Origin of the sequence: Paenibacillus xylanexedens (genome assembly GCF_001908275.1) — a bacterium.
In the GTDB taxonomy this organism is placed as follows: domain Bacteria; phylum Bacillota; class Bacilli; order Paenibacillales; family Paenibacillaceae; genus Paenibacillus; species Paenibacillus xylanexedens_A.
The window spans coordinates 5,688,564-5,708,027 of record NZ_CP018620.1 but is presented as its reverse complement, the minus strand read 5'-3'; the positions used below and the strand labels follow the sequence as shown (position 1 = coordinate 5,708,027).

Here is a 19,464-nt window from a genome sequence, read left to right as displayed (position 1 = left end):
AATGAACAACTTGTTTCATCAGGAAAGTACAACGGTTCGGAAGCACCGCCCGTGTTCGAAATGAATGATTTTGAATTTAGGGAGAGGTGTGGAAGAATGAGATGGAACAAAGGGATGACCATTGCTGCTGCGGTGGTTGGAAGTATACTCATATTATGGTCGGGCAAAAGTGAACAACCACCTAGTGGCTGGGAACCCTTGCAGCTCGGCACCGAGAAGCCGACGATAGAGCAGGAACTCCCTGCTGTACAGTCGGCTAATTCGGTTCAGGGCAATACAGGAGCATCTTCTTCGGGAACCGAGGCAAGTGGGCTGCAGACTGGAAATGATGCAAAGGCAGATGAGTCTAAAGAGCTTGCGAGCGTTGGGGTTGAAGGTGATTCAGTTGTTCAAACTACAAGTCAGACGAATGACAATCCACCGGACACCTCAAATTCGATTGAACCAGTGGCGCAAAGTACGAATTCGAATCCTTCGGTTACCTCCGAGACGGGCTCGAACAGTAATCCATCTGTAGTTCGTGAGGAAGTTAGCGACAATGGCAAGATTGATGTGAATACAGCGCCTGTCTCCAAGCTTACGGAGCTTCCCGGAATCGGAGAGAAGAAAGCTCAGGCTATTGTGGATTATCGGAATGCACATGGTCCTTTTGCAAAAGTCAGTGATCTGACAAAGGTCAAAGGAATCGGTATGAAGATGCTGGAGAAGATGGCACCGTATGTGCAGATCCGGTAATATTAGAATAAAAAATGTGTTGAGCGGGAGGAATGCAGCATGAGTACAGAGGTACGCAAGGACTGGGATACGTATTTTATGGACATCGCGTATATGGTTTCCACCCGTTCCCGCTGTTCGCGTCGTCATGTGGGTGCCGTTCTTGTTCAGGGAAAGAAACTGCTGGGAACAGCCTATAATGGTGCACCCACCGGCGTCCCGGATTGTTCTGAAGCAGGTTGCATGATATCGGAAGAGTATGAGTTGGTCGTGACCGATGGTCAGGAAGAAATGGTCAAAAAGCAACGATGCATTCGCACAATCCATGCGGAGCAAAATTTGCTTTTATTCACAGATCGAATCGACCGTGAAGGCTCGTCCGTGTATGTGACCGACGAACCTTGCTGGACATGTGCCAATATGCTGGCGAATAGCGGGATTACAGAAATCGTGTTTCATCGTTCTTATCCTAAAGATACCGGCAAGGTTACCAATATGATGGAACAGAAGGGCATAACGTTCCGCAGGCTGGAGAATTATCAGCCCCCGCGGGAAACGATGATGACTGTGAGCAATTAATGTGAATATGGTCGAATACGTGAGGGAGAACCTCCGGCAAGCCTGAATTGGCTTTCCGGGGGTTTTTCTGCGTTCAACGGGTGAAATGAAGGAGGGGTAGAGATGAAAGGCAGACCATTATTAAGTTTTACGATTTGTTGGTTGTGCGGGAGCGGGATAGCTTGCGCGTTAACAGGCTGGACGTTAATCTGGGGGTTAATTGGAGCTATGGCATGTTTGCCACTTTTACTTCGTTTTATGGATGTGCGTGGATGGTCTGTTTTATTTTTACTCGCTGCCTTTATTGGAGGTGCTGCACATTGGGAGTGGAATGACGCACGCAATCATAGTAGTCTGCCGGAGACCATGCATATCGCTGCTCATGAGTTGGACGGATGGTCAGCTGAAATTCAGGGTGAGCTGGTGTCAGATGTACGTATTGATGGAGATCGGGCTGACTTTAAGATACAGATGTCTTCATTATTGCCAATATCGAATTCGTCAGCAGTTACAGATCTTGCAGTATCATCTGCATTCAACATAGATGAACAATTGATGGTACAAGTCAGACTGTTGGAGGAAGAAGAACAACAGGTAGCAGCGGGCTGGAAGAGGGGCGATACAATCACGCTTAATGGTTCTTTTGCCCTTCCTGGCGAAGCAAGGAACTTTGGCGGGTTTGATTATCGCAGTTATTTGCGAACCCTGCATATCCACTGGTTGTTCAAAGTGAAAGGAGCCAGTTCGGTAACAGCAGTTGCTCCTGAGGGACTTGGACAATATAACATACTAAGGTGGACGGATTGGATTAGGCATAAGTTGGGCTCGGCGGTTGAGCAGTTATTTCCTGAGCCTCATGCTGGATATATGAAGGGTCTTATTGTCGGGATGGCTACTGATATCGATCCAGGTACATATGGTCAGTTTTCACAATTGGGTTTAACGCATATCCTGGCAATCTCCGGGACCCATGTAGCTGTATATGTCGCTTCTCTTCTCCTTATTCTATCCTGGCTAAGGCTTACCAGAGAGACGGCACTCACGATTGTTCTGATCCTGGTGCCAGCTTATGTACTGTTATCAGGTGGTTCACCTTCAGTGATTCGGGCAGGAATTATGTCCATGATTGGGTTGTATATGGCACGCCGTGGCCTCGCCAGAGACGGTCTTCAGATGATCAGTGCAGCAGCGTTGGTGATGATGTGGTGGGACCCGTACTTTTTGCTGAGCGTGAGCTTCCAGTTATCCTTTCTTGTGACCGCAGGTTTGATGATCTACATGCCATTGATTAACCGGCTGTTCAGCGGCTGGCCGAAATCTCTGGCAGCAACGGCATCCGTTACCGTGACCGCTCAGCTGATTTCGTTCCCAGTAACTATTTTGTATTTCAACCAGTTCTCACTACTCTCATTTGTAGCTAACTTTCTGCTGGTTTCTTTGATCAGTGCTATTGTATTACCTCTGGGGACGGTCGCCATGTTATTGTCATTCATATGGGTTCCCTTGGCGAAACCTCTCGCATGGATTGCGATGCAACTGAATCAACTGACATTTGTAAGCGTGGAGTGGATGAACAGTTTGCCAGGTTTTGTATTGATCTGGGCAACACCGCCCTTGTTATGGATCGCCGCATATTATGCTGTGTTGTATGCCTTACTCTACCTGTTGCATCGTGGCAATGGTGAGCAGCGAGAAACAACGTTTATTGAGGAGGATACGGCACCTCTTGTGAGGCGACAACCTTCAGTTTCCATGGGGAATATGGGCATTCGCTCTTCGATGTCTACCGTGGCACAGGATCAAGGTAAGAACCATGTAGGTGGAAAAGAAACTTCATTAACGACATTAGGAGCCAGTATTGCCTGGCCGGAGTATACAAGTGCATTTACCGCACGAGGTGCAGGGTATTATGCACATGAACGAATGAGTATAGCTCAGCAATGGTTGTGCGGGTTGCTCGCAATCAGCTTTATTGCTGGATTATGGTGGGCATATCAGACTCCGAAGCCTGCTGGAACCGGCATCGTGCAGTTTTTGGATATTGGACAAGGGGACAGCACATTGATTACAACCCCGGAAGGCAAACACATTCTGGTGGATGGCGGGGGAATGGTTAGTTTTGGGAACACCGAACAATCGTGGAAAACAAGACGTGATCCGTATGAGGTAGGTGCCAAGGTCGTGGTTCCTCTATTGAAAAAAAGAGGCATCCATCAACTGGATGCTGTAATTGTCACACATGCTGATCAGGATCATGCCGGAGGACTTCAGGCGGTGCTGGAACAGATTCCGGTTAAACGTTTCATGTTTAATGGCACGACCAGCGGTAAGGATAACTTTGAAAAGTTACTGGACACAGCCATGGAACGGAAAATTCCTCTGTACGCCATTCAGCAGGGCATGTCCTATAAGGCTGATAAGGAGACAATTTTACATTTTATAGCTCCAGATCTGGCACATATGGATGTAAGTGTATCGGGCAGTTTGCCTGTGTCTGAACATCAGAATCATGATTCGGTTGTCTTTTTGCTAGACATGGCTGGGACTTCCATGTTGTTCACCGGGGATATGGATGCAGCAGCCGAGCAGGACCTGCTCTATATGATTCAGGATGGATCGTTAGCTGCCCATTTTGAACAGAAAGGTGCAGATATTGGAGTTACAGAGGGAGTTGTACAAAGGATACTTACACGACCGTTGCAGGTTGATTCAAAAGATGCTTCAGCATCTGTCTCCATTGACGTTCTAAAGGTCGCTCATCATGGTAGTAAAACGTCGTCCACTGAAGCCTGGCTCCAATACTGGAACGCCAAAACCGCTTTGATATCTGCAGGAGTTAACAATACATATGGGCATCCCAATCCGGGAGTGATGGAACGTCTGGAGGCTACCGGGTCAGATATTTATCGGACAGATCAGATGGGTGAGGTACAGATGAGGGTGAAAGATGGGAAGATTGATATCCGGTACAAGTTGTTTGGAGTTGAGTGAAGGCAGGCAATCTATTTATCGGTGTGAAGATGAGTGAAGAAAACTCCGATTTAATACCAACTGGAAGGTTAAAAAGACAAGAGAACATACAACAATGTGGATAGTTTGAGCAGAAAAAGTAGTGAAGTTACGTGTAAATATCGAGTAGATGATCCCACCTATGCAGCCTAATAGAGCATATGCGGCAATAGCAACGAGCAATCTCATATACGTATTATCTTTTTTTCTGTATAAAAGTAATCCATCCACCAATATAGAAAGTGGCGTAATTAAGAAAAGTAAAATAGCGAGGTTAATCAATAATCCAACTGCAAATTCATACCCGAATGAATAATAGTAAGTATTCTCTAATCTTTCATCTATAGGGACATAGTGATATATCCCCATTGCAAGTGAAATGAACACTGCAGTTAATACAGCTGTAACTATTTTTCCGCGCGGCCTATTGATTCTATGGGTTTTTGTCATTCGAAAATTGACCTCCCTAAATAACTATATTTAATAAGAGATAGATTAAGGCGTTACTATATTTTAACATACAGAGGTTGAGGGAAAGTGGGAATTAGAGAAAGAAAGTACTTAGTTGACCTATAAAAGAAAGAAGTCGTTTCGCTGCGAACGACTTTTTTCTTAATTTCATGGTGGTGACATATATTTTTTGGTAGTGGCATGGTAGGAAATGAGGGATGGGATGCCCATTTATTATTGCATTTGGACGGTTCAAGTTACTGAGTATCATTTGATAACGAACAAAATTCAGGAACTTATTGAAGCGGTCATAATTGAACACGTCGCAACTTTTGAAATGGATATTCCTTCTATTGAAATTTGCAGCCAGCGCGAAGCAAATTAATTCAATACGCGTGGTTCCACCGGCACAGATCAGAAGGAGACGAATTAAAAATATGAAATATCGTTACATAGAAAGCCTACAACGACAAAAGCGCTACAGACTACCAAACAACTTTCGGTTCCGAGTGATACATTGTTTTTTCGGAAAGAAACCTTCAAAAGTTTCAAATGAATTCGGTCATCGGTAGTAGACTGGTATTCGGCAAGTGTAGGAAGGGAAGATTATTTTTAAAAGGACGGGGTGCAGCATTTAATAGAGGCGCCGAGGTTTACGCTGACCTGCTTGTGAGGGCCTTGAACGGTTTGCAGAATTAAAAAAAATTTTGGATGCGAAAACTTTTTGGGAACCCGTATACGTCTTACTTCTTGTTACGACAAAAGATTTATATAGAAAAGGGATAATCGACCATGTTCAATAGGAAAACTGAAAAAATTCTTACACACTGTATTATCGAGCATAAGGAGAACGTATACCGACTTGCTTATAGCTATGTCAAAAATAAGGAGGATGCCCTAGATATCGTACAAGACTCCATATACAAAGCGATGACGCATCTCGAACTTTTGAAGAACCCAGATGCGGTAAAAAGCTGGTTTTACCGGATTGTGGTGAATACCGCCCTGGATTTTCTGCGCAGTAACAAAAAGGTTCAGGCGATGGATCATGAAATGATCGAAACCTACAGCCCCGGGACAGAAGATACGTATACGGACATTGATTTGAAGCAAACGCTCGAATCCTTGCCGGATAAATACAAGAGCGTCATTATACTGAGATATTTTGAAGATATGAAGATCGAAGAAGTTGCTGCTGTACTGGATGAGAATGTGAATACGATTAAAACAAGGCTGTATCAGGCGCATCAGCTATTGCGAATCAAAATAAATGATGAAACAACCAAAGGAGATCGAGTAAGATGAACAATAATATGGAACAGCTACGAAAAGAATATCAAGAAATACCCATTCCTGATGAATTGGATAGCATTGTAAACCAATCGATTCATAAATTCTCTAAGGAGGGAAGGAGGGGCCGCGGCTCAAAGTACAGATGGTTAGCCGTTTCCAGTGCGGCTGCGTTCATGTTCCTTGTTGCGATCAATGTCAGTCCTCCTGTAGCGAAAGCCTTGTCATCCATACCGGGTGTGGACCGGGTTATCCAGGTGCTCACGTTCAAGGAATACGTGGTTGACGAGTCTAATTACAATGCGAATATCAAAGTGCCTTCCATTACCGATATGGAGAATGAGCAGTTGCAAAGCGGGTTGAACGAGAAATATATGAAGGAGAACAAAGCGCTTTACGAAAAGTTCCAGGCGGAAATCAGCGAATTGAAGAAGCAAGGCGGAGGCCATCTGGGACTTGATGTCGGATATGAAGTAAAGACGGACAACGACGAGATTTTATCTATACAAAGGTACGTAGTCAAGACCGCCGCTTCATCCTCGGAGGAGCTTCAGTTTGATACGATCGATAAGAAAAACCAAATCCTCATAACTCTGCCGATGCTGTTCAAGGACGATCGTTATGTGCGGCTCATCAGCGACAACGTTAAAGAGCAGATGCAGGTGCAAATGAGAGAGGACCCTAATAAGATTTACTGGACTCCGGGAGCTACCGACGTGCCGACCACCAGTGAGTTCCAGAGCATCGCGAAGGATCAAGGCTTCTATATCAACAACGACGGCAAGCTGGTGATTGCTTTCAACGAATATGACGTCGCGCCAGGCTATATGGGTTCTGTGGAATTCGTCATTCCCACGGATGTGTTGAAAGACGTTCTAATTAATAACAAATACATTAAGTAATGGAAGAGACCGGTGATCGGGTACCCCGCGCCGGTTTTTTTTTGTTAGTACTTTGGTCGAAGAGACATTGTTCTATTTTTGATTTTCTAAAACTTTCTGTGCCATCTCATGCGTCTAGCCAATGAGTGTGCGTGATTAGACACTCATACAAAGAGATGGAGGATGAAAGCTATGAAAAAGAAAACGATAAAATACATGAAGATGGGGGCCATGGGCTGTGTAGCCATGCTCGGCGTCGGCGCAGCGAGCTTATCTGCAAATGTGCTGGCCTCGGCACCTGTTTCAGCGAACGTAACTGTCAGCTCTAAGGTACATTCAACCGTCCCTTTGGCTACAGGAGTAAAAATCGTGGAGAAGGTACTGAGCACAACAAGCAAGAACCTTATTGTGAACATCAAGGTACCGCAGCTGCACGGCATGCTGGACACCAGATACCAGAATGAACTGAATGGTATCCTTTTATCCCGTGCGCAAAAGGATCTTGCTCAGTGGGAGAAGGATGCCGCAAAAACGGCCAAAAAGGCAAAAGTAAATCACCAGAAGTTCCACCCCTATGAATTTTACGTCAGCTATAAGCTAAAGTCGGACGGAACTGGAAACCCGGCAGGAGTAGTTTCGCTTGAAGTAATCACGGAAGGTTACAGGGGCGGAACAAGCATGCCCCGGATCGATACCTACAATTTGAAAAATGCCTCTGCGGCTCAGCGCGTGACACTGGAGGATCTCCTCGGTTCTAACTATAAAGAAAAGCTTGATGCAGATATTCTTGCGCAAATAAGAAAGGATCCCGATCAATACTTCCTGGAAGAATTCAAAGGGACGTTCACCGAACAGTCGTTTTATATTGAAAAAGGCGAACTGGTTATCGTCTTCCCGAAATACAGTATCGCGCCGGGATATGTGGGTTCACCGGAGTTCCGTTTCAATTTAAAGAATGCCAGCCTCTGAGGCAAAGCCGAATGATATGAAGCCAGAAGTCGCAGTAAAGTTGGATCTGAAAAAGGTGGCAGCTTGCTACTTCTCGAAAATGGCTCCCAAAGCGCTCGGCGCAGCCACTTCGATTCATAAAAATCAGTTTTACGTTATTCTGAATATGGCATCCCGAAGACTCTCTTCTTACGGGATGCTTTTTTTAGTTTTAAAGGTAGAAGTTCCATGAAATTGTTTTGTTCTCTTCATTGATTACATTAATTGGAGAAAACTTTCTTTACAACCTCGGCGTCCTGCCTATGAGCGACAAATCAAAAAGGATAGGGACGAAAGCAAAATGCATGATAACACGAATCATTTCGGAAGTCGGAACTTTGCACCGGTACGAGGCGACGGTAAGCGTTATACGCCAGGACTTGATGGCTTCAGGGCATTATCCGTCATGGCTGTCATGGCCTACCATCTTAATATCAATTGGGCTCAGGGGGATTTGCGTGGCTCCTCATTATCGATCTGTCGAGAGTGAAGGCACTCAGTGGTGCTTTTCTGTCATCGATGTTTTATTGTGAATAACTGGTGGTTGATTTTTCATCAGGTATCGTATTTCGAGAGTTTTGGGCCACCCTTGCCGGAAGAAATGATAGACAATGACTTGCAGTTTTATGACTAGAATAAAGATAAGGATGATTTGAAATGACCAAAAGGAAGAAAACACGGTGGCCCGTTTGGCTGGTTGGATTTATTGTATTAGCTGGCGGGATTCTAGGAATCAATCTAGTGGTGCAAAATGTTCTGGCTGGAAACCACAGCGTTACAGAGAACGTTGAAGTGTCGCCCAGTGCATACCCAGGCTTAAATATCGAAACAAGGACGAAGAATACGAAGCATTATATATTGTCGATTAGCAACGTTCTCACAAACAGCAAGGAGATTAATACTCCTATTCAGACGTGGGTCAATGATCAGGAAAAGAAATTCTTAACCCAGATTAAAACCGGTGCAAAAACGCTTCAAGGCGATTATCGTGCTGAATTGAATATTACAGTAGATACGAATAAAATTAGTGACCATTTATATAGTTTAGTGTTCACTTCCTATCAAATCACCACAGGCAGTGCTAATGGACAATCGATAATAAAATCTTTTAATATCGACACAGCTGAAAATAAAATTTTGAATTTATCCGATATCATGACTTATGACAAAGCAGCTGTTGACCATATTATGTCCATCGTGAAGGAAGAATTGAAGAAACAGAAAAACGTCCACTCTTATGTATTCGAAGCAGAACTTCAAAAATCTATAAAAAATACATCTGAATGGAAATGGTCCATAGGTAACGGAGTCTTTACTTTATACTTTAATAAATACGAGATCGCTGCTGGTGTAGCCGGAACGGTCCAAGTGAACATTCCACTGAAATCCTTGCATTCCTACTTGAAAAAGGACCTCACCAAAAAATGGAATATCACTTATGAAAATAACGAGAAGCCAAAAGGGAAGAAGCCAACTCAGCCTCCGCTTGATCCTAAAGGGAAATATGTGGCTCTTACCTTTGATGACGGGCCTCACCCAAAGGTGACACCTAGAGTTCTAAAGACTTTGAAGGAGTACAACGCGAAGGCTACTTTCTTCATGCTGGGCGTACAAGTAGAGTATTATCCTGATATGGCTAAAAAGGTTGCTGAGGCTGGCCACGAGATCGGCAATCACTCCAAGAGTCATCCGAATCTGGCGAATATGAGCCTGAGTGAGGTACGCAAACAAATCATAGAATCATCGCACCGAATCAAAGATGCGACTGGAGAAAAACCAACCCTATTCCGTCCGCCTTATGGTGCTATGAATGAATCAGTCAAAAAAGTCACCAAAGAACAGAAAACACCCATTATTTTATGGTCTGTGGATTCGCTGGATTGGAAAAGCCGGAACGCCCAAGCTGTAAATAAAGAGGTTGCTAAAAACATCAGATCAGGTTCGATTGTACTTATGCATGATATTCACGCTTCTACAGCTGATGCGCTGCCCCAAATGCTTAAATCACTAAAAAAGCAAGGCTACCAATTCGTAACGGTTTCTCAGTTGTTGTCCTTGAATGAATCCAAAGGCAATGCCCCTTATTATAATCAATAAGTTCATCTCACAAAAAGAGGTACAAACCTTCGTTTTTCTAAGGTTTGTACCTCTTCTATAAGAATTTGGATTTGTACTATCCTATATAAACCGACCTTCATTTATTTGGATTTAAAATCATTCCTTGCTGTTTCATTTGATTGCAGGTTACAGCACAGCACAAAAAAAGCCCGCTTTCCGTTACACTCCGCGAGGGAGAATATCGGAAAACGGGCCATTTTTTCAAAATGTAGAAGAAATATAAGAACTACTCTACGCCATCCTTAAAGTGTTTGCTCCAGTGTTTGTCGCCTTTGTGCAACAGATCTTCTACCGTTTTCTCAAGAGTCATCAACAGCTGTGCTCTGACATCAAGTACGGTTTCTCTGTACAAGCGTTCTTCCGATCCAACGATTTTATCGCCGTACAATGCCTGTGCAGCTACGTACTTCCGATGTTCCTCGACCAGAGTATCAATGGACTCCAATGCATGTTCCACAAAGTGGGAAATACTTTGGTATTCTTTGGGCATTTGTTCTTTTAAAGCTTGGATTTTCGCAAGAGCTGGCATGCTCATCACCTCGTGTTTATGAATGTAAATTTACAATACACCATTTTCATGAAAATTGCATTAAAAACAGCTTAAATTTGGACAAATTTCGACTTTTTTTATTTTCGGAACCAAAAAAGTGCTTATCTATAATGTATGCCATTGCATTTGAATTGAGTCGTGTAAGTAATGGAATCCCTTTTGGATACGTTTGGTGACTCGTTATGCAATTTCTGTTATTCTAAGAGAAGATTTCAGCGGCCCTAATACATACGCCGTTATTTTGTTATGGCAAATTAAAAAAATACTTAACTTTGCAACAATTTTATTGATGATCACGTCTGTAAGGTTGCAGGGAGAGGGGGATCCTTTGTGGTAGAGCCGGAACTCATCAGAGCCGCTCAATCGGGCGATCGCGACGCTCTAATTACCCTATTGCGGGAGATTGAACAACATGTCTATCGGACCGCATATTACATTCTAAATAATGAACAGGACGCTTTGGATGCTGCTCAGGAAGCGTTGATCCGAATTTACACCAAAATCAATTCATACGAAGAAAAGGCCCAATTCAAAACATGGGTACAACGCATCGTCACGAACATCTGTATTGATAAATTCAGAAGAACCAAGCCGTCCGTCTCCATTGACGAACATGACATGGTTTTTCAGGATAATCAGGATGTGGAGTACGAGGTCATGTCTACATATGTGGCCCAGGACATTCAGGATGCGATCAACAAGCTTCCCGAGCATCATCGTACCGTTATTGTTCTAAGATATTTGCAGGACTTATCCTACAATGAAATTGCGGATTGTCTCGATCTTCCGTTGAATACGGTGAAATCTTATTTATTTAGAGCCAGGCAGCAATTACAGAATCTACTACAGGAATATCAGAAAGGTGGTGTGACAGGATGAAATGCGAAGAGGTGGTGGAATGGATGCACCGCTATCTGGATCATGATCTGGGCGAGGCGGAAACCGCGCAGATGCTACAGCATGTGGCAAAGTGTCCGGAGTGCGCCGAGAATTTTAGTTTACTCAGAGCTCTTTCCAGAGAACTGGAAGAATTACCGCAAGTAAGCCCGAAATTTAGTCTGGTTGATGCGATTATGCCACAGCTTGATGCCATTGACGAAGCGCGGAAGGAACAAAGTAGCACCATACAGGAAATGAATCCTGTCCCCGCTGCATTTGAGAATTTACAACGTTCAAGTGAGCGGAAAACGAAGCAAAAATGGCTTAACTCGATGGCAGGACGTATGTCCATGGGTGCAGCGGCTGCGGCAGTTGTATTGGGATTCGCCATCTGGGGATATCAGCCTGAACAGATCGAGAATGCCGATTCCATGCTGATGAGCTCTGGGGCTTCTCAAGAGAGTGGCAATGTGGATGAGAATCCATTAAGCAAGAGTATTGAAAATTCTGATCCGGCAACTTCATCCCAACCAAGCAGCAACGATGTATTTGTGGGTGAATCGAATGCTTCCTCAACGGAAGGGGATAACTTGGGATCAGAAACAATTCCTGAAGAGAACGGTGGAGATGAGGTACAGGAGCCTGAGGTTAAGTCAGATCCGACTCCTCAACAACCGGCTACCGAATCAACCCCTGCACGGAATAAAGGAGCTCAGGATAATTCGTCTAAAACTTCTTCGACCGATAATCAGCAGAGTCAGGTTCAGAACCAAGATTCTGAGCAGAGAAATCAAGGATCAGGAGATTCTCCTAAATCTTCTGCAGATGGGGAAGAGAATGGAGTAACAGAAACAGAAAATGGAGATTCCTTCACTTCTCAGACAATCGTACCGAATGTAAATGAAGATGCTCCGGTGGAAGGCAGTTCTGCTCCTGATTCCAGTGCAGGTGCAGACGCTTCTGGAGGGAACAAAGGATTCGCAGCAGGACCGGATCAGGGAATGACTACAACAGCAGCACCAAAAGAATGGAAGTCACCTGACGGCTCTTATGTAGTTATGCTTATTGGTGATCAAATCAGCATATACTCCAAACCTGTGAGCGAACCGGATGTTCTAAATTTGGTTGAACAACGCAGTATAGAGGGGACACTGAAGTCAGCGAGTTGGTCGAAGGATGGTACCCTATTTAATTACGAAACGGACAAGGACGGAACAACGGCAAAGAACTCGTTTAATGTACCTGCTGTTTCAGGTGGAGCTTCTGCGAAATAATTAAAAATGGGGAGTGCGCTCTTCTAAACGAAAGAACATTTTCAGTATGACAAGCATATAGTGGAAGTAACAAAACGTCCTATCTCAGTTCAAACAACTGACGTCGTATGACCGCGCACCGGCTTTTTCTAGAACTGCTGGTGTCAGCGTTTATATAGATGTAGGACAGGGGGCCTTCATCCATAACTGGATGTAAGGTCCCTTTGTTGTCTTGCGCTTTTTCTGGTAGGATAAGAGGGATAAGGAGGCGCCGTGAATGGATGTAAAAAGTGCAACAAAGGCAATACGTAATGGAGAAACGGCACCGATCTATGTGCTGTACGGAACGGAGAAGTACCAGATACAGCAATTTACGGATATGTTAAAAGAACAGGTTATTGAAGAAGAACATCGTGATTTTGCGATTATTCCATATGATTTGTCTGAAACGGCTGTGGAGGTCGTTATTGAAGAAGCAGAGACCGTACCTTTTCTGGTTCCACGCAAATTAATTATTGTAAGGGATGCGAGCCTGTTCACCGCAGGTAAAGAATCCAAGATTGAACATCAGGTTGATCGTCTGCTTACATATATGGAAAATCCGGCAGATTACAGTACGATTGTTTTCCTGGCCCAAGGGGATAAGCTGGATGAGCGTAAGAAACTGGTGAAAGCTGTCAAGAAACAGGCAGTAGTTCTTGCTTTTGCTCCACTCAGTGGAGAAGAGTTATTGAATTGGATAGTGAAACTTGCGAAGCAGCGGGATGTTTCCTTGGAGACGGGAGCGGCGGAAACGTTGATCAGCTATGCAGGAACGGGTCTTCAGACCCTGTCTGCTGAAGTAGATAAGTTATGTTTGTTTGCGGGTAATGGGGGGACAATCAAACGTGCTGATATCGAGTCACTGGTTGCCCGTAGTACAGAGCAGAATGTATTTTCACTGGTGGAGGAACTTGCTAATTTGCGACTGGAGAAAGCGTTGTCTCTTTTCTATGAGTTGCTGAAGCAGCGGGAAGAACCAATTAAAATTGCGGCTTTAATCGCACGCCAGTTTCGGATCATGATCCAGGTGAAAGAGTTGGGACAACAAAGTTACTCCCAGCAACAGATTGCCAGTCAGCTTGGTCTGCATCCGTATGCTGTTAAGATTGCAGGTGAGCAAGCCCGTAAATTTCAGCCGGAACGTCTGAGAATGATTTTGAGTCACCTCAGCGAACTGGATTACCAGATGAAAACAGGAGCGGTGGATAAAGTGCTTGGTCTGGAGCTGTTCTTATTGAGACTTGGTGCATGAATGGATAAGTAAACGTAATAGATTACTAGTGTGAATAACAAACAAAGCGACCTTTGCTCCAAGATCGTTAAATCATCGGAATAAAGGTCGCTTTATCTTTGTCTTATACTTATCGAATCAGATACTAAAAAATCCTGAAAGCCTATGCTGTTCAGGATTTTTCCATTGGATCGTATAAGTAACGCTTCTTACGCTTGTGCGGAAAGAGCGTTCAGTTTTTTCGCCAAGCGAGACTTTTTGCGTGCTGCAGCATTTTTATGAACCAGACCTTTAGTTACAGCCTTGTCCAGCTTTTTGGAAGCAGCTTGAATCGCAGCTTTTGCAGTATCAACTTCGTTACTTACCAGAGCAGCATCAGCAGCTTTAACAGCTGTACGGAGTGCAGACTTCTGGGAAGCGTTGAGTGCGCGGCGCTTGTCGCTCGTTTTTACGCGTTTAACAGCGGATTTGATGTTTGGCATTACATTCACCTCCTGTAAGGCATTTGCATGAATACAAACGTTTCACAACTTAAAATATTCTATCACGCTAGCATGTAAAATGCAACAGATATTCCTACGATGTTCGACATGCTGTATAAAGAAACCCTTTTTCCCACACAATATGCTCAAATGCGGTAAGGGAGGCAGGGACAGAATGACACTGGATTTGCAAAACTATACAGTTCGTACCGATTTGGCGATCGACTCCAAGGAAATGGCGCAAGGTGGACAGAAACAGACGATTCCCGGACTACAGGAAGATGTAGAGAAAAAAGAGGGAATTACGATTACACGTATTGATGTCCTGACTGAAGAAGCAGCCACGGCTATTGGTCGGGTGAAAGGTCACTATGTCACCTTGGAAGTACCTTCACTACGGAATGGTGATACCGAGTTACAGGAGCGAGTTGCTGCCGAGTTCACACGTGAAATGGAAAATTTTATGGTTAAGGCCGGAATTAACAAAACATCCAAGGTCTTGATTGTTGGCTTGGGCAACTTAAATGTCACCCCGGATTCACTCGGTCCACTTGTTGTGGAAAATCTGATGGTGACGCGTCAGTATTTCGAATTGGTGCCAGATCAGGTTGCGCCAGGGTATCGGGAAGTCAGCGCGATTGCTCCCGGCGTGTTAGGTACAACGGGCATTGAATCCAGTGACATCGTACAGGGGATTGTAGATCGGACCAAGCCGGATGCCATTATTGCGATTGATGCGCTGGCCTCCCGTTCCTTGGAACGTGTAAATACAACGATTCAGGTAGCGGACATTGGTATTCATCCTGGGTCCGGTATTGGAAACAAACGGCGTGGCCTGACCCGGGAGATATTAGGTGTGCCTTGCATCGCCATCGGAGTACCAACCGTATGTTATGCGTCCACCATTGTGAACAATGTGATTGAGATGATGCGCTCACACTTCCGCCAGGAAACGGATCAGACCAAACAGATCATGGGTATGCTGGACGACATCGGTGAGCAGGATCGCTTGAGTCTGGTGAAAGAGGTACTGGAACCACTGGGTCATGACCTCATTGTTACCCCAAAGGAAATCGATGAGTTTATTGAGGGAATTGCCAATGTTATTGCTACAGGACTTAACGCGGCACTCCATGATGCTGTGAATCCAGATAACGTAGCGGCCTATACACATTAAAACTTAAAACTGCTGAGAAGAAGGTCCGAATCTATCGGACTTTCTTTTTTTTGTTTTTGGAATCTTTCATTTTCCTGTTCTATCAAATTGGGCGGGCTCATAGAGTTGAAGTATAAGAGTTGTCCAGCAGGGAAGGAGACAGCAGAATGAACAAGATATTGGCCTGGAATATTGGAAAGTGGAAAAAAAGATGTCTGCACGTGCTGGCCATGGGCCGTACGTTGTTGTTGCTTATGATCATATCTGCTTTGTTTTTTGTCGTACTTGGTCTCGGGGGAATGGCAGAGAAACGCTTGAATAATTCACCCGTTTCTTCCATGAAAGGATTTGCGAGTGCCGTATCAAGCCGCTTTTTCGTCGATATGCTCGGTATGGAGATGCCCCATCTCACCCAGAAGGAACAGACGTCTGCTATATCCGGTGAAAATCTCACCTCATTTGTTTTCCAATTACTAACGAATGTAAATCCTCAAGATCCGAAGAGCCTGATTGCGAGAGAAATGCCGGGTATGGGTTCCAACCAACCTGTTCTGCTCCGTCCTGGATCTGGTAACGAAAAAGCCGAGGCTCCCGAAGATTATCAGCCCGGCCCCGGTCTTACAGATACGGCTTCCGCAGGTGGAGGAAAACCCGGTAGTGAGCTGCATGTTCCACCAGGTCAGGACAATACGGATCCACCTGAGTCGAGTGAGCCTGGAGATGGAGAAGGTAAAGAAGATCCCCCAGCGAAGAATGGCGAGAAAGACAATTCAGGCTCACCGACAACAGGCCAAAAGTCAATTCTTATCTATCATTCCCATCCACGGGAAGGCTACAATCCACTGCTAGGTACGAAAAGTGATAATCCATCATCAGGCAAATCAACAGGCAATGTGTTTCAAGTGGGAACCTACCTCTCAGACAGTCTGGAGAAGCTGGGAATCGGCGTAGAACACGCCAAGGATGATTACCCCACTAAAGTTAAGGACTATAACTGGAACTATTCTTATAAATACTCCCGTCAAACGGTAAAAGCGGCACTCGCTCAAAATGATGATCTGACACATCTCATAGACATTCATCGCGATTCACAGCGTCATGGCAAAACAACAACCACTATTAATGACTTGGGCTACGCCAAAGTGTATTTCATTATTGGACATGAAAATCCAAATTGGCGGCAAAATGAAGCCTTTGCAGCGAAAATTCATAAGAAACTGGAAGCCAAGTATCCTGGGGTATCCCGTGGTGTGTGGGGCAAAGATGGTGGAGGAGCCAACAATGGAGAGTATAACCAAACCCTTTCACCCAACAGCATTTTGATTGAGATTGGCGGCATCGACAACACAGGAGCTGAGCTCCAACGGACATCGAAGATTCTAGCAGACATGATTGCCCAAGTATATTGGGAAGATCAGAAGGTGGACAAAGCCAGTGCAGAAACGTCATCACAGGGTGGATAGGGACTATATATGGTATGAAGCACAAAATAGTAGAGAGTGACAGGAGGCAAAGCATATGTCCAGATTCGGTAAAAGACTGTTATCCATCGCTGTATTAATGTTGCTGGGTGTGCTGTTTGGAATGCAGCTGGCTGGCAGCAACTTTCATATGGGCAATCCCTCAGGAGGCACGTCAACCGCTGTGACAACAGAGCCAACTTCACAGGTTACCGAATCTGTCCCGACTGCACCTGTCCAAAAGGAAATCAAAGAACCACCATTTGTACCTGTTCAGTCACCAAGCCAAGTGCTTGGGGCAGATCAAAATAAGGCTCCGGTTGATGTGTTGGCAGACAAAACGGCTGGACTACTGCAAAATCTCTCACACAGTGGAATCAAATGGGTGGTCTCTCTTTTTAGCGGCGTTGCTGAATAAAATACTATAATTTTAAGGTACAATATAACCTCTGGGAGTGCATGATGACACTTTATTATAAAGTTGAGACATCACGGGATTGATGCACTGTGCTTCAACTGTTATAATGAAGTGATTGACACTAGGCTGTTTCTGGGGGTAAGGAATGACTGACATTCGGGCAAGACAACGTAAAATTCGTAACTTTTCTATTATTGCACATATAGATCACGGCAAATCAACACTTGCGGACCGGATCTTGGAGCACACAGGTGCGCTCACTTCACGTGAAATGCAGGAACAAGTTCTGGATAAAATGGACCTTGAACGTGAACGTGGAATAACGATCAAGCTACAAGCAGTAGCCTTGACTTACAAAGCGGATGATGGTGAAGAGTATTTATTGAATCTGATTGATACACCGGGACACGTAGACTTCACGTATGAAGTATCACGCAGTCTTGCTGCATGTGAAGGTGCTCTGCTGGTTGTGGATGCGGCTCAGGGAATTGAAGCCCAAACACTTGCCAACGTGTATCTGGCATTGGATAACAATCTTGAAATTTTACCGGTTATCAACAAAATTGACCTTCCGAGCGCTGATCCTGAACGGGTGAAGCAGGAAGTGGAAGATGTTATTGGTTTGGACACAAGTAATGCGGTTTTGGCTTCGGCCAAATCAGGAATCGGAATCAAAGAAATTTTGGAACAAGTGGTGAAAAGTGTTCCAGCACCAACTGGTGATCCTGACCAGCCTTTGAAAGCGCTGATTTTTGACTCGCACTACGACCCGTACAAAGGTGTAATCGTATATGTGCGTGTTGTTGACGGCAAAATCAAATCCGGTTCCAAAATCAAAATGATGGCAACGGGTAAATCATTTGAAGTCATTGAAGTTGGAGCGTTCAAACCTCGTATGACCATCGTGGACGAGCTGAACGTCGGGGATGTTGGATTTATCGTTGCAGGTATCCGGCATGTTGGCGATACACAAGTCGGGGATACAGTAACGGATGCCAAAAATCCAACACTGGAACCTTTGCCGGGTTATCGTAAAATTAACCCAATGGTGTATTGTGGTCTCTATCCGATCGAAACATCGGACTATGTTGATCTGCGTGAAGCGTTGGAGAAATTGCAGTTAAACGATGCGTCTCTGAGCTTTGAACCGGAAACATCCAGTGCACTCGGTTTTGGATTCCGTTGCGGATTCCTTGGACTGCTTCACATGGACGTTATCCAGGAGCGGATCGAGCGGGAGTTTAACATTCCGTTGATCACAACGGCACCAAGTGTAATCTATCACGTCACCTTAACGAATGGTGAAGTGATGAAAATCGACAACCCATCCAACTATCCTGAGGTGGGACGGATTGATTACGTCGAGGAACCATACGTCAAGGCAGATATAATCGTACCGAATGATTATGTAGGTACGATTATGGAGCTGTGTCAGACTAAACGCGGTGAATATGTAAATATGGAATATCTGGACACAACCCGGGTTACCATTACCTATGAGATTCCGTTGTCCGAGATTGTATATGACTTCTTCGACCAGTTGAAATCCGGTACCAAAGGATATGCATCTCTGGATTATGAGCTGTCCGGTTACCGTCAGTCCAATCTGGCGAAAATGGATATTGTACTCAATGGCGAACAGGTGGATGCTCTGTCTTTCATCGTTCACCGTGACCGTGCCTATAATCGCGGACGCATTGTCTGTGAGAAACTGCGCGAGCTGATTCCACGGCAAATGTTCGAGGTGCCAATTCAGGCATCTGTAGGTACCAAGGTCGTTGCTCGTGAGACGGTAAAAGCAATGCGTAAAAACGTACTTGCCAAGTGTTATGGCGGTGACATCTCGCGGAAACGGAAACTGCTTGAGAAGCAGAAGGAAGGTAAGAAGCGGATGAAGCAGGTTGGTAACGTTGAGGTGCCACAAGAGGCATTCATGGCGGTACTGAAAATTGATGATTAATAATTCATTTTCGGGTACAACACAGA

17 protein-coding genes and 1 pseudogene are annotated in these 19,464 nt (G+C 44.7%); 15 read left to right on the top strand and 3 right to left on the bottom strand.

Annotated features, from left to right (window positions below; translation table 11 throughout):
- Positions 1 to 96: 96 nt before the first annotated feature.
- From BS614_RS25000 to BS614_RS24990, 3 genes are all read left to right on the top strand, one after another.
- Positions 97 to 735 carry a ComEA family DNA-binding protein gene (locus BS614_RS25000; RefSeq protein ID WP_074095914.1) on the top strand — a complete coding sequence of 213 codons (639 nt, stop codon included), beginning with the start codon at positions 97 to 99 and terminating at the stop codon, positions 733 to 735.
- Positions 736 to 774: 39 nt separating this feature from the next.
- A complete protein-coding gene (locus BS614_RS24995) occupies positions 775 to 1,293 on the top strand; it encodes a deoxycytidylate deaminase (protein WP_017687196.1) in 519 nt (172 codons plus the stop codon).
- Between the two features lie 102 nt (positions 1,294 to 1,395).
- Positions 1,396 to 4,263: a ComEC/Rec2 family competence protein gene (locus tag BS614_RS24990; RefSeq protein WP_074095913.1), complete on the top strand. Its 2,868-nt coding sequence runs from the start codon at positions 1,396 to 1,398 to the stop codon at positions 4,261 to 4,263.
- Between the two features lie 15 nt (positions 4,264 to 4,278).
- Here BS614_RS24990 and BS614_RS24985 read toward each other — a convergent pair whose 3' ends face one another.
- On the bottom strand, positions 4,279 to 4,731 hold the full coding sequence (locus tag BS614_RS24985; RefSeq protein ID WP_074095912.1) for a hypothetical protein: 453 nt from the start codon (positions 4,729 to 4,731) through the stop codon (positions 4,279 to 4,281).
- A gap of 792 nt (positions 4,732 to 5,523) precedes the next feature.
- Here BS614_RS24985 and BS614_RS24980 point away from each other — a divergent pair.
- From BS614_RS24980 to BS614_RS24960, 5 genes and pseudogenes are all read left to right on the top strand, one after another.
- Positions 5,524 to 6,036 (top strand): RNA polymerase sigma factor SigV, encoded by a 513-nt coding sequence (locus BS614_RS24980; protein WP_074095911.1) that lies wholly within the window; start codon positions 5,524 to 5,526, stop codon positions 6,034 to 6,036.
- Positions 6,033 to 6,923: an anti-sigma-V factor RsiV gene (gene rsiV, locus BS614_RS24975; protein ID WP_074095910.1), complete on the top strand. Its 891-nt coding sequence runs from the start codon at positions 6,033 to 6,035 to the stop codon at positions 6,921 to 6,923. The genes BS614_RS24980 and rsiV overlap by 4 nt, the downstream gene beginning before the upstream one ends.
- A gap of 171 nt (positions 6,924 to 7,094) precedes the next feature.
- Positions 7,095 to 7,871, top strand: a complete 777-nt coding sequence (locus tag BS614_RS24970) for a DUF3298 and DUF4163 domain-containing protein (RefSeq protein WP_074095909.1) — start codon at positions 7,095 to 7,097, stop codon at positions 7,869 to 7,871.
- Positions 7,872 to 8,190: 319 nt separating this feature from the next.
- A pseudogene (locus BS614_RS32730) lies at positions 8,191 to 8,484 on the top strand (hypothetical protein); the annotation flags it as partial.
- 62 nt (positions 8,485 to 8,546) lie between these two features.
- On the top strand, positions 8,547 to 9,986 hold the full coding sequence (locus BS614_RS24960; protein ID WP_074095907.1) for a polysaccharide deacetylase family protein: 1,440 nt from the start codon (positions 8,547 to 8,549) through the stop codon (positions 9,984 to 9,986).
- A gap of 247 nt (positions 9,987 to 10,233) precedes the next feature.
- On the opposite strand, the gene BS614_RS24955 is transcribed toward BS614_RS24960, so the two are convergent.
- A complete protein-coding gene (locus BS614_RS24955; RefSeq protein WP_017687204.1) occupies positions 10,234 to 10,536 on the bottom strand; it encodes a hypothetical protein in 303 nt (100 codons plus the stop codon).
- A gap of 351 nt (positions 10,537 to 10,887) precedes the next feature.
- Here BS614_RS24955 and BS614_RS24950 point away from each other — a divergent pair, with 351 nt between their 5' ends.
- The 3 genes from BS614_RS24950 (at position 10,888) to holA (ending at position 13,983) form a co-directional block, all read left to right on the top strand.
- Positions 10,888 to 11,436 (top strand): RNA polymerase sigma factor, encoded by a 549-nt coding sequence (locus BS614_RS24950; protein ID WP_017687205.1) that lies wholly within the window; start codon positions 10,888 to 10,890, stop codon positions 11,434 to 11,436.
- Positions 11,433 to 12,710 carry an anti-sigma factor family protein gene (locus tag BS614_RS24945; RefSeq protein WP_074095906.1) on the top strand — a complete coding sequence of 426 codons (1,278 nt, stop codon included), beginning with the start codon at positions 11,433 to 11,435 and terminating at the stop codon, positions 12,708 to 12,710. The genes BS614_RS24950 and BS614_RS24945 overlap by 4 nt, the downstream gene beginning before the upstream one ends.
- Positions 12,711 to 12,966: 256 nt before the next feature.
- Positions 12,967 to 13,983: a DNA polymerase III subunit delta gene (gene holA, locus BS614_RS24940; RefSeq protein WP_074095905.1), complete on the top strand. Its 1,017-nt coding sequence runs from the start codon at positions 12,967 to 12,969 to the stop codon at positions 13,981 to 13,983.
- A 188-nt stretch (positions 13,984 to 14,171) separates the two neighbouring features.
- Here the strand turns inward: holA and rpsT are convergent, their stop codons facing one another.
- A complete protein-coding gene (gene rpsT, locus BS614_RS24935; RefSeq protein ID WP_024628504.1) occupies positions 14,172 to 14,444 on the bottom strand; it encodes a 30S ribosomal protein S20 in 273 nt (90 codons plus the stop codon).
- 175 nt (positions 14,445 to 14,619) lie between these two features.
- Between rpsT and gpr the strand changes: the two genes are divergently transcribed.
- The 4 genes from gpr (at position 14,620) to lepA (ending at position 19,438) form a co-directional block, all read left to right on the top strand.
- Positions 14,620 to 15,621, top strand: coding sequence for a GPR endopeptidase (gene gpr, locus BS614_RS24930; protein WP_074095904.1), 1,002 nt, complete (start codon positions 14,620 to 14,622; stop codon positions 15,619 to 15,621).
- Between the two features lie 146 nt (positions 15,622 to 15,767).
- Entirely contained in the window at positions 15,768 to 17,063 is a 1,296-nt protein-coding gene (locus BS614_RS24925) for a stage II sporulation protein P (protein ID WP_074095903.1), read from the top strand.
- Positions 17,064 to 17,118: 55 nt separating this feature from the next.
- Positions 17,119 to 17,478 (top strand): hypothetical protein, encoded by a 360-nt coding sequence (locus BS614_RS24920; protein ID WP_074095902.1) that lies wholly within the window; start codon positions 17,119 to 17,121, stop codon positions 17,476 to 17,478.
- A gap of 145 nt (positions 17,479 to 17,623) precedes the next feature.
- A complete protein-coding gene (gene lepA, locus BS614_RS24915; protein ID WP_074095901.1) occupies positions 17,624 to 19,438 on the top strand; it encodes a translation elongation factor 4 in 1,815 nt (604 codons plus the stop codon).
- The last annotated feature ends 26 nt before the right edge of the window (positions 19,439 to 19,464 follow it).